The 16,360-nt window shown below is 72.2% G+C and carries 16 protein-coding genes; 1 reads left to right on the top strand and 15 read right to left on the bottom strand.

Translation table 11 applies throughout. From position 1 onward, the window contains the following. Positions 1 to 12 precede the first annotated feature (12 nt). The 13 genes from ACZ6X9_RS17955 to rpsD all read right to left on the bottom strand — a co-directional run bounded on the left by ACZ6X9_RS17955 (position 13) and on the right by rpsD (position 13,167). Positions 13 to 1,119: a M24 family metallopeptidase gene (locus tag ACZ6X9_RS17955; RefSeq protein ID WP_469778945.1), complete on the bottom strand. Its 1,107-nt coding sequence runs from the start codon at positions 1,117 to 1,119 to the stop codon at positions 13 to 15. Between the two features lie 74 nt (positions 1,120 to 1,193). Next, complete coding sequence (locus ACZ6X9_RS17950; protein WP_469779183.1) at positions 1,194 to 1,916, bottom strand: AAA family ATPase; 723 nt, start codon at positions 1,914 to 1,916, stop codon at positions 1,194 to 1,196. Between the two features lie 171 nt (positions 1,917 to 2,087). Then, entirely contained in the window at positions 2,088 to 2,534 is a 447-nt protein-coding gene (gene aroQ, locus ACZ6X9_RS17945) for a type II 3-dehydroquinate dehydratase (RefSeq protein ID WP_469779182.1), read from the bottom strand. 5 nt (positions 2,535 to 2,539) lie between these two features. Further along, the gene (aroB, locus tag ACZ6X9_RS17940) at positions 2,540 to 3,631 is read right to left on the bottom strand and encodes a 3-dehydroquinate synthase (protein WP_469778944.1); all 1,092 of its coding nucleotides are present in this window, start codon (positions 3,629 to 3,631) and stop codon (positions 2,540 to 2,542) included. A 7-nt stretch (positions 3,632 to 3,638) separates the two neighbouring features. Then, positions 3,639 to 4,184: a shikimate kinase gene (locus tag ACZ6X9_RS17935; RefSeq protein ID WP_469778943.1), complete on the bottom strand. Its 546-nt coding sequence runs from the start codon at positions 4,182 to 4,184 to the stop codon at positions 3,639 to 3,641. Next, complete coding sequence (gene aroC, locus ACZ6X9_RS17930) at positions 4,181 to 5,365, bottom strand: chorismate synthase (RefSeq protein ID WP_469778942.1); 1,185 nt, start codon at positions 5,363 to 5,365, stop codon at positions 4,181 to 4,183. Before aroC ends, ACZ6X9_RS17935 begins: the two co-directional genes overlap by 4 nt. A gap of 145 nt (positions 5,366 to 5,510) precedes the next feature. After that, complete coding sequence (locus tag ACZ6X9_RS17925; RefSeq protein WP_469778941.1) at positions 5,511 to 6,338, bottom strand: shikimate dehydrogenase; 828 nt, start codon at positions 6,336 to 6,338, stop codon at positions 5,511 to 5,513. After that, positions 6,335 to 8,275: an endolytic transglycosylase MltG gene (gene mltG, locus ACZ6X9_RS17920; protein ID WP_469778940.1), complete on the bottom strand. Its 1,941-nt coding sequence runs from the start codon at positions 8,273 to 8,275 to the stop codon at positions 6,335 to 6,337. The genes ACZ6X9_RS17925 and mltG overlap by 4 nt, the downstream gene beginning before the upstream one ends. A 123-nt stretch (positions 8,276 to 8,398) precedes the next feature. Continuing rightward, a complete protein-coding gene (gene ruvX, locus ACZ6X9_RS17915) occupies positions 8,399 to 8,863 on the bottom strand; it encodes a Holliday junction resolvase RuvX (RefSeq protein WP_436780554.1) in 465 nt (154 codons plus the stop codon). Positions 8,864 to 8,865: 2 nt separating this feature from the next. Further along, a complete protein-coding gene (gene alaS / locus ACZ6X9_RS17910; protein WP_469778939.1) occupies positions 8,866 to 11,535 on the bottom strand; it encodes an alanine--tRNA ligase in 2,670 nt (889 codons plus the stop codon). Then, positions 11,535 to 11,867: a DUF6167 family protein gene (locus ACZ6X9_RS17905; protein WP_185946177.1), complete on the bottom strand. Its 333-nt coding sequence runs from the start codon at positions 11,865 to 11,867 to the stop codon at positions 11,535 to 11,537. The genes alaS and ACZ6X9_RS17905 overlap by 1 nt, the downstream gene beginning before the upstream one ends. Before the next feature lie 7 nt (positions 11,868 to 11,874). After that, positions 11,875 to 12,321 (bottom strand): DUF948 domain-containing protein, encoded by a 447-nt coding sequence (locus tag ACZ6X9_RS17900; protein WP_469778938.1) that lies wholly within the window; start codon positions 12,319 to 12,321, stop codon positions 11,875 to 11,877. A gap of 231 nt (positions 12,322 to 12,552) precedes the next feature. After that, entirely contained in the window at positions 12,553 to 13,167 is a 615-nt protein-coding gene (rpsD, locus tag ACZ6X9_RS17895; RefSeq protein WP_004942368.1) for a 30S ribosomal protein S4, read from the bottom strand. A gap of 188 nt (positions 13,168 to 13,355) precedes the next feature. Between rpsD and ACZ6X9_RS17890 the strand changes: the two genes are divergently transcribed. Then, positions 13,356 to 14,057 (top strand): DUF2470 domain-containing protein, encoded by a 702-nt coding sequence (locus ACZ6X9_RS17890; RefSeq protein WP_469778937.1) that lies wholly within the window; start codon positions 13,356 to 13,358, stop codon positions 14,055 to 14,057. Positions 14,058 to 14,264: 207 nt separating this feature from the next. Here the strand turns inward: ACZ6X9_RS17890 and ACZ6X9_RS17885 are convergent, their stop codons facing one another. Together ACZ6X9_RS17885 and ACZ6X9_RS17880 are read right to left on the bottom strand one after the other, a co-directional pair. Further along, positions 14,265 to 15,614 (bottom strand): replication-associated recombination protein A, encoded by a 1,350-nt coding sequence (locus ACZ6X9_RS17885; protein WP_469778936.1) that lies wholly within the window; start codon positions 15,612 to 15,614, stop codon positions 14,265 to 14,267. A gap of 83 nt (positions 15,615 to 15,697) precedes the next feature. Continuing rightward, positions 15,698 to 16,357: a vitamin K epoxide reductase family protein gene (locus ACZ6X9_RS17880; protein ID WP_469778935.1), complete on the bottom strand. Its 660-nt coding sequence runs from the start codon at positions 16,355 to 16,357 to the stop codon at positions 15,698 to 15,700. Positions 16,358 to 16,360 lie beyond the last annotated feature (3 nt).

The raw sequence follows: 16,360 nt of genomic DNA, 5'->3' as shown, positions 1-16,360 counted from the left end.
AAGAGGCACGCGCTACAGCGCGAGCAGCTCCTTGGTCGTGATGGTGAGTAGCTCGGGACCGCCGTCCGCCTCGGGGCGGACGACGAGCGTGTCATCGATCCGGACGCCGCCCCGCCCCGGGAGGTGAACCCCCGGATCTACGGTGACCGGCACGCAAGCGTCCAGTTTACCCATGGCCGCGGGCGCCAGCCGAGGGTCCTCGCCGTTTTCGAGTCCGACCCCGTGACCGATGCGCGGTCCGACCCGGTCGCCGTGGCCCGCGGCCTCCAGCACGCGCCGCGCCGCGCGGTCGACGTCACGGTACGGCGTCCCGGGCAGCAGCGCCTCCCGCCCGGCCCGCTGGGCCGCGAACACCTGCTCGTAGAGCTCGATCTGCCAGTCCGCCGGAGAGGTGCCGATGACGAAGGTGCGGGCGATCTCGCTGTGGTAGCCGCGGTAGTCGGCGCCCAGGCAGACGGAGAGGAAGTCGCCCTCCTCCACCCGCCGGTCCGAGGGTACGTGCCCGGCCAGCCCGGAGTCCGGCCCGGTCCCCACCGAGGTGGGGAAGGCGGGACCGGACGCGCCGTGGTCCACCAGGCGGCGCTCCAGCTCCAGGGCGAGGTGCCGCTCGGTCCGGCCGACCAGGATGGACTCCAGCAGCTCCCCCAGCGCCTGGTCGGCGATCTCGGCGGCGATCCGCAGGCAGGAGATCTCCTCCTCGTCCTTCACCAGCCGCTGCTGCTCCACGGCCGGCCCGAGGTCGTCCAGCCGCAGTCCCGGCGCGACGGCCCCCAGGGCACGGTGGCGCCGTACGGTCAGGTGGTGCTCCTCGACCGCCAGCGAGCCGGCCCCGGCCGCGGCGGCCCGCTCCGCCCCCACGACGGCCGGGTCCGCCTCGGTGCTCGGCAGGACGAAGACCCGCAGATCGCCGGCCGGCCGGCCGGTCGAGGCCGCGTCGAACGGGTCGGAGGCGCAGAGCAGTACGTCGTGGACGGGCCCGACGAGCAGGGCCGCGTCGGCCGGGGCGTGGCCCGCGAGATAGCGGACATTGGCCCCGCCGGTCACCAGCGCGGCCTCGCTCCCGCTCGCCAGGCACCGCTCCAGCAGCCGGGAACGGCGCGCGGCGTACACGTCGGACATGCTGCGAGCGTACGTTCGGCCACCGGAACCGGCCGCTCCGGCGCGTCCGACCGGGGTGCCGCGGGCCGCCGCGCCTACCAGGCGGGCGGGGCGACGAGAGAGCGGGCGACGGCCTCGTCGATGAGCCGGGCGGTGGCGGCGACGTCCTGCTGCGAGTTGTCGATGATCGGCAGCCCGGAGCCGTACCAGCCGGCCATCCGGCCGTGGATGCGCGCCACCTCCTCGTCCCCCAGGCGCCGGTTCCCCCGGCGCTCGGCGTTCCGCTCCAGGACGACGTCGAGCCCCGGCAGCAGGACCACGGGCAGCAGGCCCGGCCCTACATGCCGCTTCCAGCCGCCCAGGCCGACGGCGGGCCGGTCGGGGAAGACCGCGTCGTCGAGGATGCAGGAGATGCCGTTGGCGAGGAAGTTCCGTGCGGCGAAGCCGCAGGTGCGGCGGGCCAGCCGGTACTGCGCCTCGGACCGCTCGTTCCACCCGGCCTGCGGGTCGGCGAAACCGGCCCGCACCCACTCCCGGACGTCGTCCAGGCTGATGTGCGCCGTGGGCGCCCGGCGGGTGTCGGCCCAGTGCCGCGCCGCCGTGGTCTTCCCCGCTCCGGCCGGACCGATCAGCAGGACCGCGACGGGGGCGGTGGCGGGGTCCAAGGGCATCGGAGGGTGGGTGGGCGGTAGCGGCTGTCCCACTGGGTACTGCATCCGGTGGCACTCCGTCTCGTGCGGTGGGTCGTGTGGTCGGGGGTGGTGCCCCGGTCCCGCCCCTTCGCCGATTCCTGGGGGCTGCGCCCCAGACCCCCTAATTCGCGGCTCCGCCGCTCGTCCTCAAACGCCGGACGGGCTGAATATCAGCCCGTCCGGCGTTTGAGGACAACCGCGCGGAGCGCGGTTTCGGGGGTGCGGGGGCTTGCCCCCGCAAGAAACGGTGAAAGGGAGGGACCGGGGCACCCTACCCCCTCAACCCAGACGCTCCGCTCAGCCCCGGAGTTCCTCCGCGAGCGCCCGCAACGCCAGCCGGTACGACCCGATGCCGAACCCGGCGATCGTCCCGGACGCGACAGCCGAAATCACGGATGTGTGCCGAAACTCCTCCCGCGCGTGCGGATTGGAGATGTGCACCTCGATCAGCGGAGCGGTCCGCTGAGAGGCAGCGTCCCGCATGGCGTACGAGTAGTGCGTGAACGCGCCGGGGTTGATGACGACGGGCACGCGCCCGTCCGCCGCCTCGTGCAGCCAGCGGACCAGCTCGCCCTCGTCGTTGGTCTCGCGGACGGCGACGTCGAAGCCGAGCTCGGCACCGAGCTTGGTGCACTCCTCCACGAGCCCGGCGTAGGAGGTGGACCCGTAGACGTCGGGCTCACGGGAGCCGAGCCGCCCGAGGTTCGGCCCGTTGAGCACGAGGACCCGCTGAGCGCCGCTCACGCCGCTCACGCCGCGATCTCAGCGTGTGCGGCCAGCAGCATCGCCGGATCGGGAGCCTCCAGCACCACCGGCTTCGCCAGCCCGTCGAGCACGATGAAGCGCAGCCGGTCGCCCCGCGTCTTCTTGTCGACCTTCATGGTCTCCAGCAGCTTGGGCCACTGGTCGCCCCGGTAGGTGACCGGGAGCCCCACGGATTCGAGCACCGCGCGGTGCCGGTCGGCCGTCGCGTCGTCCAGCCGGCCGGCGATCCGGCCGAGCTCGGCGGCGAAGACCATGCCGACCGCGACGGCCGCGCCGTGCCGCCAGTTGTACCGCTCGTTCTTCTCGATGGCGTGGGCGAGGGTGTGGCCGTAGTTGAGGATCTCGCGGAGGCCGGACTCCTTGAGGTCCTGGGAGACGACGTCGGCCTTGACCCGGATCGCGCGCTCGATCAGCTCGGCGGTGTGCGGGCCGGACGGGGTGCGGGCGGCCTGGGGATCGCTCTCGATGAGGTCGAGGATCGTGGGGTCGGCGATGAAGCCGGCCTTGATGACCTCGGCGAGCCCGCTGACGTAGTCGTGCACCGGCAGCGACTCCAGCGCGGACAGGTCACAGAGGACTCCGGCCGGCGGGTGGAAGGCGCCGACGAGGTTCTTGCCCTCGGCCGTGTTGATGCCGGTCTTGCCGCCGACGGCGGCGTCGACCATGGCCAGCACGGTGGTGGGCACCGCGATCCAGCGGACGCCGCGCAGCCAGGTGGCGGCGACGAAACCGGCGAGGTCGGTGGTGGCGCCGCCGCCGACGCCGACGATGACGTCGGTGCGGGTGAAGCCGGACTGCCCGAGCGCCTTCCAGCAGTAGGCGGCGACCTCGGCGGTCTTGGCCTCCTCGGCGTTCGGGACCTGGATGGCGATGGCCTCGTGGCCCTGGTCGGCCAGGTCGGCGCGGAGGACCTCACCGGTCTCGGCCAGCGCCTCCGGGTGCAGCACGGCCACGCGCCGGGCACCGGTCCCGATGAGCGCGGGCAGTTCGCCCAGCAGCCGATGGCCGATGAGGACCTCGTACGGCGCGGTGCCGGCGGTGCCGGCGACCTGGATACGGGTGGGTGCGTCGGTCATGCGTTCCTCACTGCGAGGTGTCGTGGGTGGGGGCTCCGGGCGGCCGCAGGCTGTCGAGCACCGCGTCGGTGACCTCGGCCGGGCTCCGGCCTCCGGTCGCGACGACGGCCCGCGCGACCTCGGTGTAGAGCGGGCGGCGAGCCTCCATCAGCTCCCGCCACCGCTTGCGCGGGTTGACGGCCAGCAGCGGACGCGGGGCGTCCAGCCCCACGCGCCGTACGGCGTCGGCGAGTTCGACGTCCAGGAAGACGACGGGCAGCCCCTTGAGCAGCTCCCGGGTGTCCGGGTCCATGACGGCGCCGCCGCCGAGCGAGAGCACCCCGGGGTGCTCCGCCACGGCGGTGCGCACGGCCTGCCGCTCCAGCTCGCGGAAGTGCGGCTCGCCCTCGTCCAGGAAGATCTCCGGGATGGGCTTGCCCGCGGTGCGCTCGATGTCGGCGTCGGTGTCCCGGAAGCCGGTGCCGAGCCGCTCGGCGAGCAGTGCGCCGATGGTCGACTTCCCGGCTCCGGGCGGGCCGACCAGGACGACGGCCGGCCGACTGGTCCCGGTCACTTGATCGCCAGGTTGTCGAGGTAGCCCCGCACGTTGCGGCGGGTCTCGGTGACGCTGTCACCACCGAACTTCTCCACCACCGCGTCCGCCAGCACGAGCGCCACCATCGCCTCGGCGACGATGCCGGCCGCCGGGACGGCGCACACGTCGGAGCGCTGGTGGTGGGCCTTGGCGGCCTCGCCGGTGGTGACGTCGATGGTGGCGAGCGCGCGGGGCACGGTCGCGATGGGCTTCATCGCGGCGCGGACGCGCAGGAGTTCGCCGGTGGTCAGGCCGCCCTCGGTGCCGCCGGAGCGGCCCGTGGCGCGACGGACGCCCTCATCGGTCGCGACGATCTCGTCGTGCGCCTTCGACCCCGGCACCCGCGCCAGGTCGAAGCCGTCGCCCAGCTCGACGCCCTTGATCGCCTGGATGCCCATGAGGGCGGCGGCCAGCCGGGCGTCCAGCCGGCGGTCCCAGTGCACGTGCGAGCCGAGGCCGACGGGCACACCGTAGGCGAGGACCTCGACGACGCCGCCGAGGGTGTCGCCGTCCTTGTGCGCCTGGTCGATCTCGGCGATCATCGCCGCGCTCGCGTCGGCGTCGAGGCAGCGCACCGGGTCGGCGTCCAGCCGCTCCACGTCCGACGGCTTCGGGTACACCCCGTACGGGGCCTTGGCTGCGGCCAGTTCGACGACGTGCGAGACGATCTCGATGCCGGCCGCCTCCTTGAGGAAGGAGCGGGCGACGGCGCCGAGGGCGACACGGGCGGCGGTCTCCCGGGCGGAGGCGCGCTCCAGGATCGGCCGGGCCTCGTCGAAGCCGTACTTCTGCATGCCGGCGAGGTCCGCGTGGCCGGGGCGCGGCCGGGTCAGCGGGGCGTTGCGGGCGAGCGAGGCGAGCTCCTCCGGGTCCACCGGGTCGGCCGCCATCACCTGCTCCCACTTGGGCCACTCGGTGTTGCCGACCATGACGGCGACCGGGGAGCCGAGGGAGAGCCCGTGGCGTACGCCGCCGAGGAAGGTGACCTCGTCCCGTTCGAACTTCATGCGCGCGCCGCGTCCATAGCCGAGGCGCCGCCGGGCCAGGTGGTCCGCCACCATCTCCGTGGTGACCGGGACGCCCGCGGGCAGCCCCTCCAGCGTCGCCACCAGGGCCGGACCATGCGACTCCCCGGCCGTCAGCCAGCGCAACCTGCTCAACGGAACTCCTCTTGCTCGCGCCTCGGATCGTGCGGCGGCGCGACCGACCGGTGGTACGGCCCGCCGCCCCCGATCCTCCCATGGCCGGGACGGTATCCCGGCGCCGGTCCGGGTGCCGGACGTTTTCCGCCCGTTCCCGGGACGGTCAGCGCGCGGCGAGGGCCGCTTCCCCGGCGGCCCGCATGGCCGCGAGCGGTGCCGGCGCGACGCCCGTCATCCGCTCGACCTGGAGGACCGCCTGGTGGACGAGGAGGTCGAGGCCGCCCAGGACGGTCCCGCCGCGCGCGGCCCAGGCCGCCGCCAACGGGGTCGGCCAAGGCTCGTAGAGCACGTCGAAGAGGGTGCCGGGCCGGCCGGGGGCGGCGGCCGCGAGCGCGTCCGTGGCCCCCGCCGGGGTGGTCGCGACGACCAGCGGGGCCTCGAACGCCTCGGCGGCGCGCGACCAGTCGGCCGTGCGGACGGGCACCCCGAGGCGCTCGCCCCACTGCCGCATCTCGGCGGCGCGCTCGGCGCTGCGGACGTACGCGGTGACCTCGCCGGTCCCCATCGCGGCGAGCGCGGCGAGCGCCGAGGAGGCGGTGGCCCCGGCCCCCAGCACGGCCGCCGAGGCGGCCTTCTCCACGCCGCGTTCCCGCAGGGCGGCGACCAGGCCGGGGATGTCGGTGTTGTCGCCGACCCGCCGTCCGTCCGCGGTGAACACCACCGTGTTGACGGCCTCGACGGACCGTGCGGTGGCGCTGACCTCGTCCAGCAGCGGGATGATCGCGCGTTTGAGCGGCATGGTCAGTGAGAGCCCGGCCCACTCGGGGCCGAGCCCGGCCACGAAGCCGGGGAGCGCGGCCTCGTCGATCTCGAACCGGTCGTACGTCCACTCCCCCAGGCCCAGCTCGGCGTAGGCCGCCCGGTGCAGGACCGGGGAGAGCGAGTGGGCGATGGGCGAGCCGAGCACGGCCGCGCGGTGGCGTGGGGTCATCGGCCGGTCTTCCCGTGTTCCTGCCGGTACTGCTCCCGGTTCCTGTTGTGCTCCGCGTTGGTCACCGCGAACAGCGTCTTGTCCTCGTTGATCGACACGAAGTAGTACCAGGGGCCGGACGCGGGTTCGAGCGCCGACTTCAGGGCGTCCATGCCGGGGTTGCTGATGGGCCCGGGCGGCAGCCCCTTGATGCTGTAGGTGTTGTACGGGTCCTTGAACTTGCGCAGGTCGTTGACGGAGCCGGTGTCCAGGGTGGACTGGCTCTTGGCGTAGTTGACCGTGGAGTCGAAGTCCAGGAGGCCGTACGTCTCCTTGTTGTCCGGCTTGAGCCGGTTGTAGACGACCCGCGCGATCTTGTCGAAGTCGTGCTTGTACTTGCCCTCGACCTGGACGAGGCTGGCCACGGTGATCACCTGGAGCGGGGACTTCAGGCCCAGCTCCTTGGCCTTGCCCTCGAGGTCCTGCTGCTCGTAGTTGGCCCGCGCGCGCTTGACCATCTGCCGGAGGATCTCCTCCGGCTTCGTGCCCTTGCCCGCGTTGTACTGCGAGGGGAAGAGGAAGCCCTCCAGCGGGTCCTTGACGTCCGGGTCGCCGTTCGCCCAGTCGGGCAGCCCGAGGTTCTTCGCCTGCGCCTTGGCGACCTCCTTGGTGGTGCCCGGCTTGAGCTCCAGCTTCTTGTCGATGGAGGTGTAGACCTCGGCGGCCCGGATGCCCTCGCGGATGGTCAGCAGGTTCTTGGTGTCCGTCATCATCGTGACGGCGGACTCGGCCGACATCTCCTTGTGCAGGGTGTACGTACCGGGCTGGATGAGCTTGGTGCCCGCCGCCTCGGTGAACGCCCGGGCGCTCTTGACCACGCCGCTCTTCTGAAGAAGGTCACCCATCTGGGTGAGGCCGGCGCCCTTGGGGATCTCCACCTGGACGGAGCCGGTGCCCTCGCCGTCGTAGTCGGGGGCGGGGCCGTAGTTGGTCTCCCAGTAGTCGTAGCCGAGGTAGCCGAGGCCGCCCACGGCACCGACCAGCACCACCGCGACGACCAGGCAGGCCGTGCCGCTGCGGCGCTTGGGCTGCTTCTTGCCCTTGCCGCCCGCTCCACCGCGCCGGCCGCGCCGCGGCCCGTCGTCGGCGTTCTCGTCGTCCTCGTCGGCGTCCGTGACGCCGCCCGGCAGCAGGTCTATGGCCGGCGACGACCGGGGGGCCGGGGCGGCGGCGGACTCGGAGAGCGGGGAGTGCTCGCCGGAAGGCTCCTCCGACCACTCCTCGTGCGGCTCCTTGGCGGGCGCCTGCCGCGGCACCCGCTGCTCGCCCGGCCGCGGGTGCTGCCCGGTGTCGTACGCCTGCTGCGGGTGCTGCCCGGTGTCGTACGACGGATGCGGGTGCTGACCCGTGTCGTAGGACTGCCGCGGGTGCTGACCCGTGTCGTACGTCTGCTGAGGGTGCTGCCCGGTGTCATACGCCTGATGCGGGTGCTGACCCGTGTCGTAGGACGGCTGGTGGTGCTGCCCGGTGTCGTATCCCTGATGACCGCCCGGCTGCGGGTGCTGACCGGTGTCGTACGTCTGCTGCTGTACGTGGGGGTGCTGCCCGGTGTCGTAGGACTGCCCGTCCTGGCCCGGGTAACCGCCCCCCGTCCCGTAGTAGGCGCCCGCGCCGTCGGAACCGCCGGCGTAACCGCCGCCCGCCTGGCCGTACGAGCCGTGGTTCTGCTGCCCGGCCTGCGAGTGGGGGTCACCGTAGTGGCCCCCACCGCCCTGCCCCGGCTGCTCCCAGCCGTACTGCTGCTGTTCGGGAAACTGCTGGTCCGGGTACTGCTGCTGACCGTAGTGCGGCTGCTGTCGCTCCGGCGGATGCTGCTGACCCTCGTACCCCGGGTCCCCGTGGTGGGGGTCGCCGGGATTCCACGGTTGGGAGCCGGAACCCCGGCCGTACTCAGTCATCTATCCCCTAGAGCCGCACAGCGGCAGCCGGGCGCCTGGGAGGGCGCGGGTCCGATCGTCTGGTCCTGTAGGGATGGCGTTCGAACTAGCTGCCATGTCGCGCGGAAGGTTACCGTATCGCGATCAGATGACCACTTCGACGGGTTCGCCCGGAGGGCGCCCCGACGTCCGTTCGGTCTCCAGTGCGTTCTGCAGGATGATCACGGCTGCCGCCTGGTCCACGACGGACCGGCCCTTCTTGCTGTTGACCCCGGACGCGCGCAGCCCCTGGGCCGCGGTGACCGTGGTCATCCGCTCGTCCACCAGCCGGACGGGCACCGGCGCGACGCGCCGGGCCATCTCCTTGGCGAACGTGCGCACCTTGGCCGCGGCCGGCCCCTCTCCCCCCTTGAGGGAGCGGGGCAGGCCGACGACGACCTCGATGGGCTCGTACTCCGCGACGATCGCCGCGAGCCGCTTGTGGGCCTGCGGGATGTCACGTCCGGGGACGGTCTCGACCGGTGTGGCGAGGATCCCGTCGGGGTCGCACGAGGCGACCCCGATCCGGGCGTCCCCGACGTCGACGGCGATGCGTCTGCCACGTCGCACGGTCAGGCCGCCTCCGCCACGAGGCGCTCCACGGCGGCGATGGCGTCGGCCACGGCCTCCGGGTTCTGGCCGCCGCCCTGGGCGACGTCCGGCTTGCCGCCACCGCCGCCGCCCAGCGTCTTGGCGGCCGTGCGGACCAGGTCGCCGGCCTTGAGACCGCGCTCGCGGGCGGCCTCGTTGGTGGCGATGACGGTCAGCGGGCGGCCGTTGGCCACGGTGAACAGCGCGACGACGGCCGGGCGGCCGCCGGTGATCCGGCCGCGGACGTCGAGGACCAGCTTGCGCAGGTCGTCGGCGCCGGTGCCGTCCGGCACCGCACCGGTGACCAGGGCGACACCGTGGACGTCCTTGGCGCCCTGGGCCAGCCCGGCGGCGGCCTGGAGGACCTTCTCGGCGCGGTAGCGCTCGATCTCCTTCTCGGCCTCCCGGAGCTTGGCGAGCATGCCCGAGATCTTCTCCGGGAGCTCCTCGGGACGACCCTTGACCAGCTCGGTGAGCTGGGCGACGACCGTGTGCTCCCTGGCCAGGAAGTCGTACGCGTCGGCGCCGACCAGGGCCTCGACACGGCGCACGCCGGAGCCGATCGAGGACTCGCCGAGCAGCTTCACCAAGCCGAGCTGGGCGGTGTTGGCGACATGCGTACCGCCGCACAGCTCCTTGGAGAAGTCGCCGATGGTCACGACGCGTACCCGCTCGCCGTACTTCTCGCCGAACTCGGCGATGGCGCCGGACTTCTTGGCCTCCTCCAGGCTCATGACCTCGGCGTGGACGTCGAGTTCATGGGAGAGGACCTCGTTGATCCGCTGCTCGACGTCGGTGAGGACGGTGCCGGGCACGGCGGTCGGGGAGCCGAAGTCGAAGCGGAAGCGGCCCGGCGAGTTCTCCGAACCGGCCTGGGCGGCCGTCGGGCCGAGCGCGTCGCGCAGCGCCTGGTGGGTGAGGTGGGTGGCGCTGTGGGCGCGGGCGATGGCCCGCCGGCGCTTGACGTCGATGACGGCGTACGCCGAGGCGCCGACCGTCACCTCGCCGACCTGGACGACGCCCTTGTGGACGTTGACCCCCGGGACGGGCTTCTGCACGTCGCGGACCTCGACCACGGCACCGTTGTCGAGCTTGATACGCCCCTGGTCGGCAAGCTGGCCGCCGCCCTCGGCGTAGAACGGCGTACGGTCGAGGACGATCTCGACCTCGTCGCCCTCGGAGGCGGCCGGCGACGGCACGCCGTCGACGAGCAGGCCGACGACGGTGGCCTCGTTCTCGGTGAGGGTGTAGCCGGTGAAGTCGGTGGCGCCGGCGGTGTCGGCGACCTCGCGGTAGGCGGACAGGTCGGCGTGACCGGTCTTCTTGGCCTTGGCGTCGGCCTTGGCGCGCTCCCGCTGCTCCTTCATCAGGCGGCGGAAGCCGTCCTCGTCCACGGAGAGGCCCTGCTCGGCGGCCATCTCCAGGGTGAGGTCGATCGGGAAGCCCCAGGTGTCGTGGAGCAGGAACGCCTTGTCGCCGGAGAGGACCGTGCCGCCTGCGGCCTTGGTCTCGGTCACGGCGGTGTCGAGGATGTTGGTGCCGCCCTTGAGGGCCTTGAGGAAGGCGGCCTCCTCGGCGAGCGCGACCGTCTCGATGCGCTTGCGGTCCTCGATGAGCTCCGGGTACTGCTGCCCCATCGTGTTGATGATCACGTCGAGCAGGTCGGCGACGACCGGGCCGGTGGCGCCCAGCATCCGCATGTTGCGGATGGCGCGGCGCATGATGCGGCGCAGGACGTAGCCGCGGCCCTCGTTGCCGGGGGTGACGCCGTCGCCGATGAGCATCACGGAGGTGCGCATGTGGTCGGCGACCACGCGCAGCGAGACGTCGGAGCCGTCGGCCTTGCCGTAGGCGACGCCGGTGAGCTCGGTGGCCTTGTCGATGACGACGCGCAGGGTGTCGGTCTCGTACATGTTCCGGACGCCCTGCAGGATCATCGCGAGGCGCTCGAGACCGAGGCCGGTGTCGATGTTCTGGGCGGGGAGGTCGCCGAGGATCGGGAAGTCCTCCTTGCCGTCGCCGGCACCCCGCTCGTACTGCATGAAGACCAGGTTCCAGATCTCCACGTACCGCTCGTCGTTGACGGCCGGGCCGCCCTCGACGCCGAACTCGGGGCCGCGGTCGTAGTTGATCTCGGAGCAGGGACCGCAGGGTCCGGGGACGCCCATGGACCAGAAGTTGGGGCCCTTGCCCAGCCGCTGGATCCGCTCGGCGGGCACGCCGACGACGTCGCGCCAGATGCGCTCCGCCTCGTCGTCCTCCTCGTAGACGGTGATCCAGAGCTTCTCGGGCTCCAGGCCGAAGCCGCCGTCCGCCACGGAAGCCGTCAGCAGCTCCCAGGCGTACTTGATGGCGCCTTCCTTGAAGTAGTCGCCGAAGGAGAAGTTGCCGCACATCTGGAAGAACGTGCCGTGCCGGGTGGTCTTGCCGACCTCCTCGATGTCCGGCGTGCGGACGCACTTCTGCACGCTGGTGGCACGGGCGAAGGGCGGCTTGACCTCACCCAGGAAGTAGGGCTTGAAGGGCACCATGCCCGCGGGCACGAGGAGCAGCGTCGGGTCGTCCGCGATGAGCGACGCCGACGGCACGACGGTGTGCCCACGCTCTTCGAAGAAGCGCAGCCAGCGGCGGCGGATTTCAGCGGACTCCATCAGTGGTCCTCTTTCCGGGTCAGCGAGTGGTGGGGGTGGGTGGGTTCGACGACGACGAGGTGCGGGCGTCCGGCGGGCAGCGCCCGCGCCTCCTCCGGCTCGGGTCCGGCGGTGAGGCCGAGCGCGTCCTTGAGTGCCGCCTCGCGGTGCGCCATGCCGTCGCGCACGTCGAGGGCGAAGTGCTTGACGCGGCGGCCCGCGAGCACGGCGCGGTCGGCCGCCTGGAGCGCGAGGCTCTCGGGGGTGAGCTTGTCCAGGGTGCGGTTCACCTTGGTGGTGGCCCACACTCCGGCGGCCACCCCGGTGGTGAACCAAAAAGCACGGCGGAACATTTCCGGATCAGCCCTTCCCACGGGTACGACGGCCGCCGCGCCGGGCGGACGGCAGCTTCTTCCCGACGCTCCGGCCGGTGAACACGGCGCGCTCGGGTTCGGCGGGGGCGCCCTTGCGCCCGATGGCGCGCCGCACCCCGTAGCCGAAGGCGGCGACCTTCACCAGCGGTCCGCCGAAGGCGGAGGAGACGGTGGAGGACAGCGCGGAGGCGTTGGCCGTGACCTCCTGGACGTCCGCGGCGATCGAGTCGACGCGGGCGAGCTGGGTGTGGGCGGACCGGACGGTCGCCGAGGCGTCGGCCAGCAGCGGCACGGCCTGCTCGGTGACGTCGGCGACCAGTTTGGTGGCCGCCTTCAGCGTCTGCGCGAGCCGTACCAGGACGAGGGCGATGAAGGACACCAGGATCGCCCAGAAGACGGCCACGAGGATGCCGGCCACCTCTCCACCGGACACTGCACCGCTCCCTGCTGTCGTCGCTGGTCACACATAGAAACGTCGGGTACCGACCTTATCGCGCCGTGGGAGGCGGCCCGTACTCCGTTTCGGCCCGGCGACCGCGGGTCCGCGGGGGCCTCGCCGGGGCCGGAAAACGCGGCGGCCCGCCGCCCGCCGCCACAGGGGCGGAGGTACGGCGGGCCGGGCGTGCAGGAGAGTCCTACAGGTCTTACGGGTCCTACGGCCGGATCAGCGGGCGTAGTACTCGACGACGAGCTGCTCGTCGCAGATGACCGGGATTTCCTTGCGGTTCGGGTCGCGGTCCAGGCGGAAGGCCAGGGCCTGCAGGTTGACCTGCAGGTAGCGCGGGGTCTCGCCCTCACCCGCGTAGCCACCCTCGCGGGCGACCTGGAAGGGGTGCTTGGCGCGGCTGCGCTCGCGGACCATCACGACGTCGTCGGGACGGACGCGGAAGGACGGCTTGTCGACCTTCTTGCCGTTGACCTCGATGTGGCCGTGGACGACCATCTGGCGGGCCTGGTAGATGGTGCGGGCGATGCCGGCACGCAGGACCAGGGCGTCCAGACGACGCTCGAGCTCGATGACCAGCGCCTCGCCGGTCTTGCCCTCGGCCTTCTTGGCACGGTCGTAGGCGCGCGCCATCTGGCGCTCGCTGATGTCGTACTGCGCGCGCAGACGCTGCTTCTCGAGCAGACGGACCTTGTAGTCCGAGTTCTGCTTGCGGCCGCGGCCGTGCTCGCCCGGCGGGTAGGGACGGGCCTCGAAGTACTTGACGGCCTTCGGCGTCAGGGCGATGCCGAGCGCACGAGACTTCTTGACCTTGGGACGCGACTGGTTAGGCACGTTCTCCAGACCTCCGAAATAGGTTAGGTTAGGCTCACCTTACTCAAGGAGATCGCATGTCTCGCCCGGGGAACACCAGTCACGTCACGGACAGCACGAAGAAGGCCGGCGCAACTGATGGCGCCGGTACGACGGAGGTCCGATCAGATCGTGGTCAGCCGCGTCCCAGCGGACTTGAAACCGCCCGGATGCCGTCAGCAGCCGAGCGCACACGAACTCTCGTACAGAGTACATGCTCGGCGGTACTGCTCGTTCCCGGGGCCGCCGCCACCCGCCCCGGCCCGCTCTCCCCCGAGGTCCGCACCGTCGGCCCCGACGGCGACGTGTACCTCGTCCACCCGGCCGACTCCCCCCTCGTCCGCGCGGCCACCCACGCCGAGGACGACGACCTCGCGGCCGTCCTGGAGCTCACCGACGTCGCACCGGTCTCCGTCCCCAACCGTATCCGCGGCCGCGCCTGGCTCTCGGGCTGGCTCACCTGCGTCCCCGGCGTCGCGGAACCCGGCCGCATGATGCTGCGCCTCGAACTCGGCGACATCTCCGTGGACGACCTCTGGGGAATCGAGACCGTCACCCCGGAGGACTTCGCGGGCGCCACGCCCGATCCGCTGGTGGAGTACGAGGCGGAGCTGCTGCAGCATCTGCACGCGGGGCACGGGGATCAGGTGCGCTCCCTGTGGGGGCTGCTGGACGAGCGGCGGGCGGGGTCGGGTGCGGCGGTACCGCTGGCGCTGGACCGCTTCGGGTTCCGGGTGCGCTTCACCCGCGAGGGTTCCGGTTCGCCGGCCGACCGCTCGTTCGACGCGCGGTTCGAGTTCCCGGAACCGGTGCGGAACGTGGCGGGGCTGCGGCGGGAGATGCACCGGCTGTTCGACGCGGCGGAGGAATGAGGGGGTGGGGGTGCCCCTGTCCCTCCCCCAGAGGGGGGACCCCCATTCACCGTTTCTTGCAGGGGCTACGCCCCCGCACCCCGGCCGGGCGATATCAGCCCGTCCGGCGTTTGAGGACGAGCGGCGAAGCCGCGAAAAGGGGGTCTGGGGGCTTGCCCCCAGGAATCGGCGAAGTGGGGGTGCCCCCTTTGGGGGAGGGTCCGGGGCTCACTCCCCCCGCAAACGCTCCCGCACCCGCTCCACCACGTCCGCGTACCGCGACTCCGCCCCATGCCGAGTAGGCGAGTAATACTGCTTGCCGTGCACCGCGTCGGGCGCATACTGCTGAGCCGCGATGCCACCCGGCAGGTCGTGGGGGTACTGATACCCCTCTCCGTGCCCCAGCTTCGCCGCCCCCTTGTAATGCCCGTCCCGCAGATGCGCGGGCACCGGCCCGGCCAGCCCGCCCCGGACATCGGCGAGCGCCGCGTCGATGGCGAGATAGGCCGCGTTCGACTTGGGCGCCAGGGCCAGCGCGATGGCGACCTGCGAGAGAGTGATCCGCGCCTCGGGGAAACCGATCATGGCGACGGCCTGCGCCCCGGCGACCGCCGTCTGCAGAGCGGAGGGATCCGCGAGCCCGATGTCCTCGCTGGCGGAGATCATCAGCCGCCGCGCGATGAACCGCGGGTCCTCCCCCGCCTCGATCATCCGCGCCAGGTAATGGAGAGTGGCGTCCACATCCGACCCACGGATGGACTTGATCAGCGCGCTCGCGACGTCGTAGTGCTGGTCGCCGTCGCGGTCGTACTTCACCGCGGCCCGGTCGACGGTCTCCTCCAGCGTCTCCAGGGTGATCTCGCCCTCGCCCTTGCCGAGCGCCGCCCCCGCCGCCGCCTCCAAGGCGGTGAGCGCCCGCCGCGCGTCACCGCCGGCGATCCGCAGCAGGTGCGCCTCCGCGTCCTCGGGGAGCGTCACCGCGCCGGCGAGGCCGCGCTCGTCGGCGACCGCGCGGCGCAGCAGCCCGCGCAGGTCGTCGTCGGTGAGCGCCTGGAGGGTCAGCAGCAGGGAGCGGGAGAGGAGCGGGGAGATGATCGAGAAGTAGGGGTTCTCGGTGGTGGCGGCGATGAGGGTGACCCAGCGGTTCTCCACGGCGGGCAGCAGGGAGTCCTGCTGGGCCTTGCTGAAGCGGTGGATCTCGTCGAGGAAGAGGACGGTCCCCTTGCCGTAGCCGCCGGAGGCCCGGCGGGCGCCGTCGATGACGGCCCGGACCTCCTTGACGCCGGCGGTGATCGCGGACAGCTCGACGAAGCGCTTGTCGGTCGCCTGGCTGACGACGTAGGCGAGGGTCGTCTTGCCGATGCCGGGCGGCCCCCAGAGGATCACCGACGAGGGCCCGGCCGGCCCGCCGCCGGCCTCGCCGACCAGCCGGCGCAGCGGCGATCCCGGCTTCAGCAGATGGCCCTGCCCCACGACCTCGTCGAGGGTGCGGGGGCGCATGCGGACGGCCAGGGGACTGCTCGACGGGTCTTTCTCCCGGCGGTCCTCTTCTGCGGCGGTGAACAGGTCGGGTTCCACGCTCGAAACCCTATGCCACCCCACTGACAACGCCGCCGGACGGTCATCGTCCGGCGGCGTCACAGCAGGTCACAGAAGCGGGCTCAGGACTGGCCGGTCCAGAACGACCACCAGTTGGTCAGGATCGCCAGCCCGATGACGCCGATCCACAGCACCGGCACCACCCAGTGGAACTCCAGCACCACGCTCCGGACCGCGTCCGGCAGCGGGATGAAGCGGTGCCGGATGTTCTGCACGGTGACGTAGCAGAACATCACGATGGTGGCGACCCAGGCGAGGCAGCACCACAGGCACAGCGAGCCGATGACGTACAGCGACTGGTACTGCAGCCAGGTGCAGAAGCCGACGCCGAACAGGGTGCCGGCCTGCATGCCCAGCCAGTACCAGCGCGGGAGGCGGGCGCCGGAGAGCAGCGCCAGGCCGATCGCGATGATCGCGCCGTAGCAGACCAGGCCGAGCATCGGGTTGGGGAACCCGAAGACGTGGGCCTGGTCGCTCTCCATGACGCTGCCGCAGGAGACGATCGGGTTGAGGCTGCACCCGGGGGTAAAGGACTTCCCGACCGCCTTGGCTTCCAGGATCTTGTTCTTGTCGATCGTGATGACCCAGGCGGCCAGCAGCCCGAGAGCACCGGTGATGACGAGCAGCAGCCCGAAGGCACGGCTGCCGCCCACCGCGCCGGTGGCGGGCCCGTCCCGCTCCACGTCGTCGGTGTCGGAGCGGTCAAGAGCCGAGGTCGTCATAGC

The organism is Streptomyces sp. NPDC052910 (genome assembly GCF_055585605.1).
This window is presented reverse-complemented; position numbering and strand designations above follow the sequence as displayed.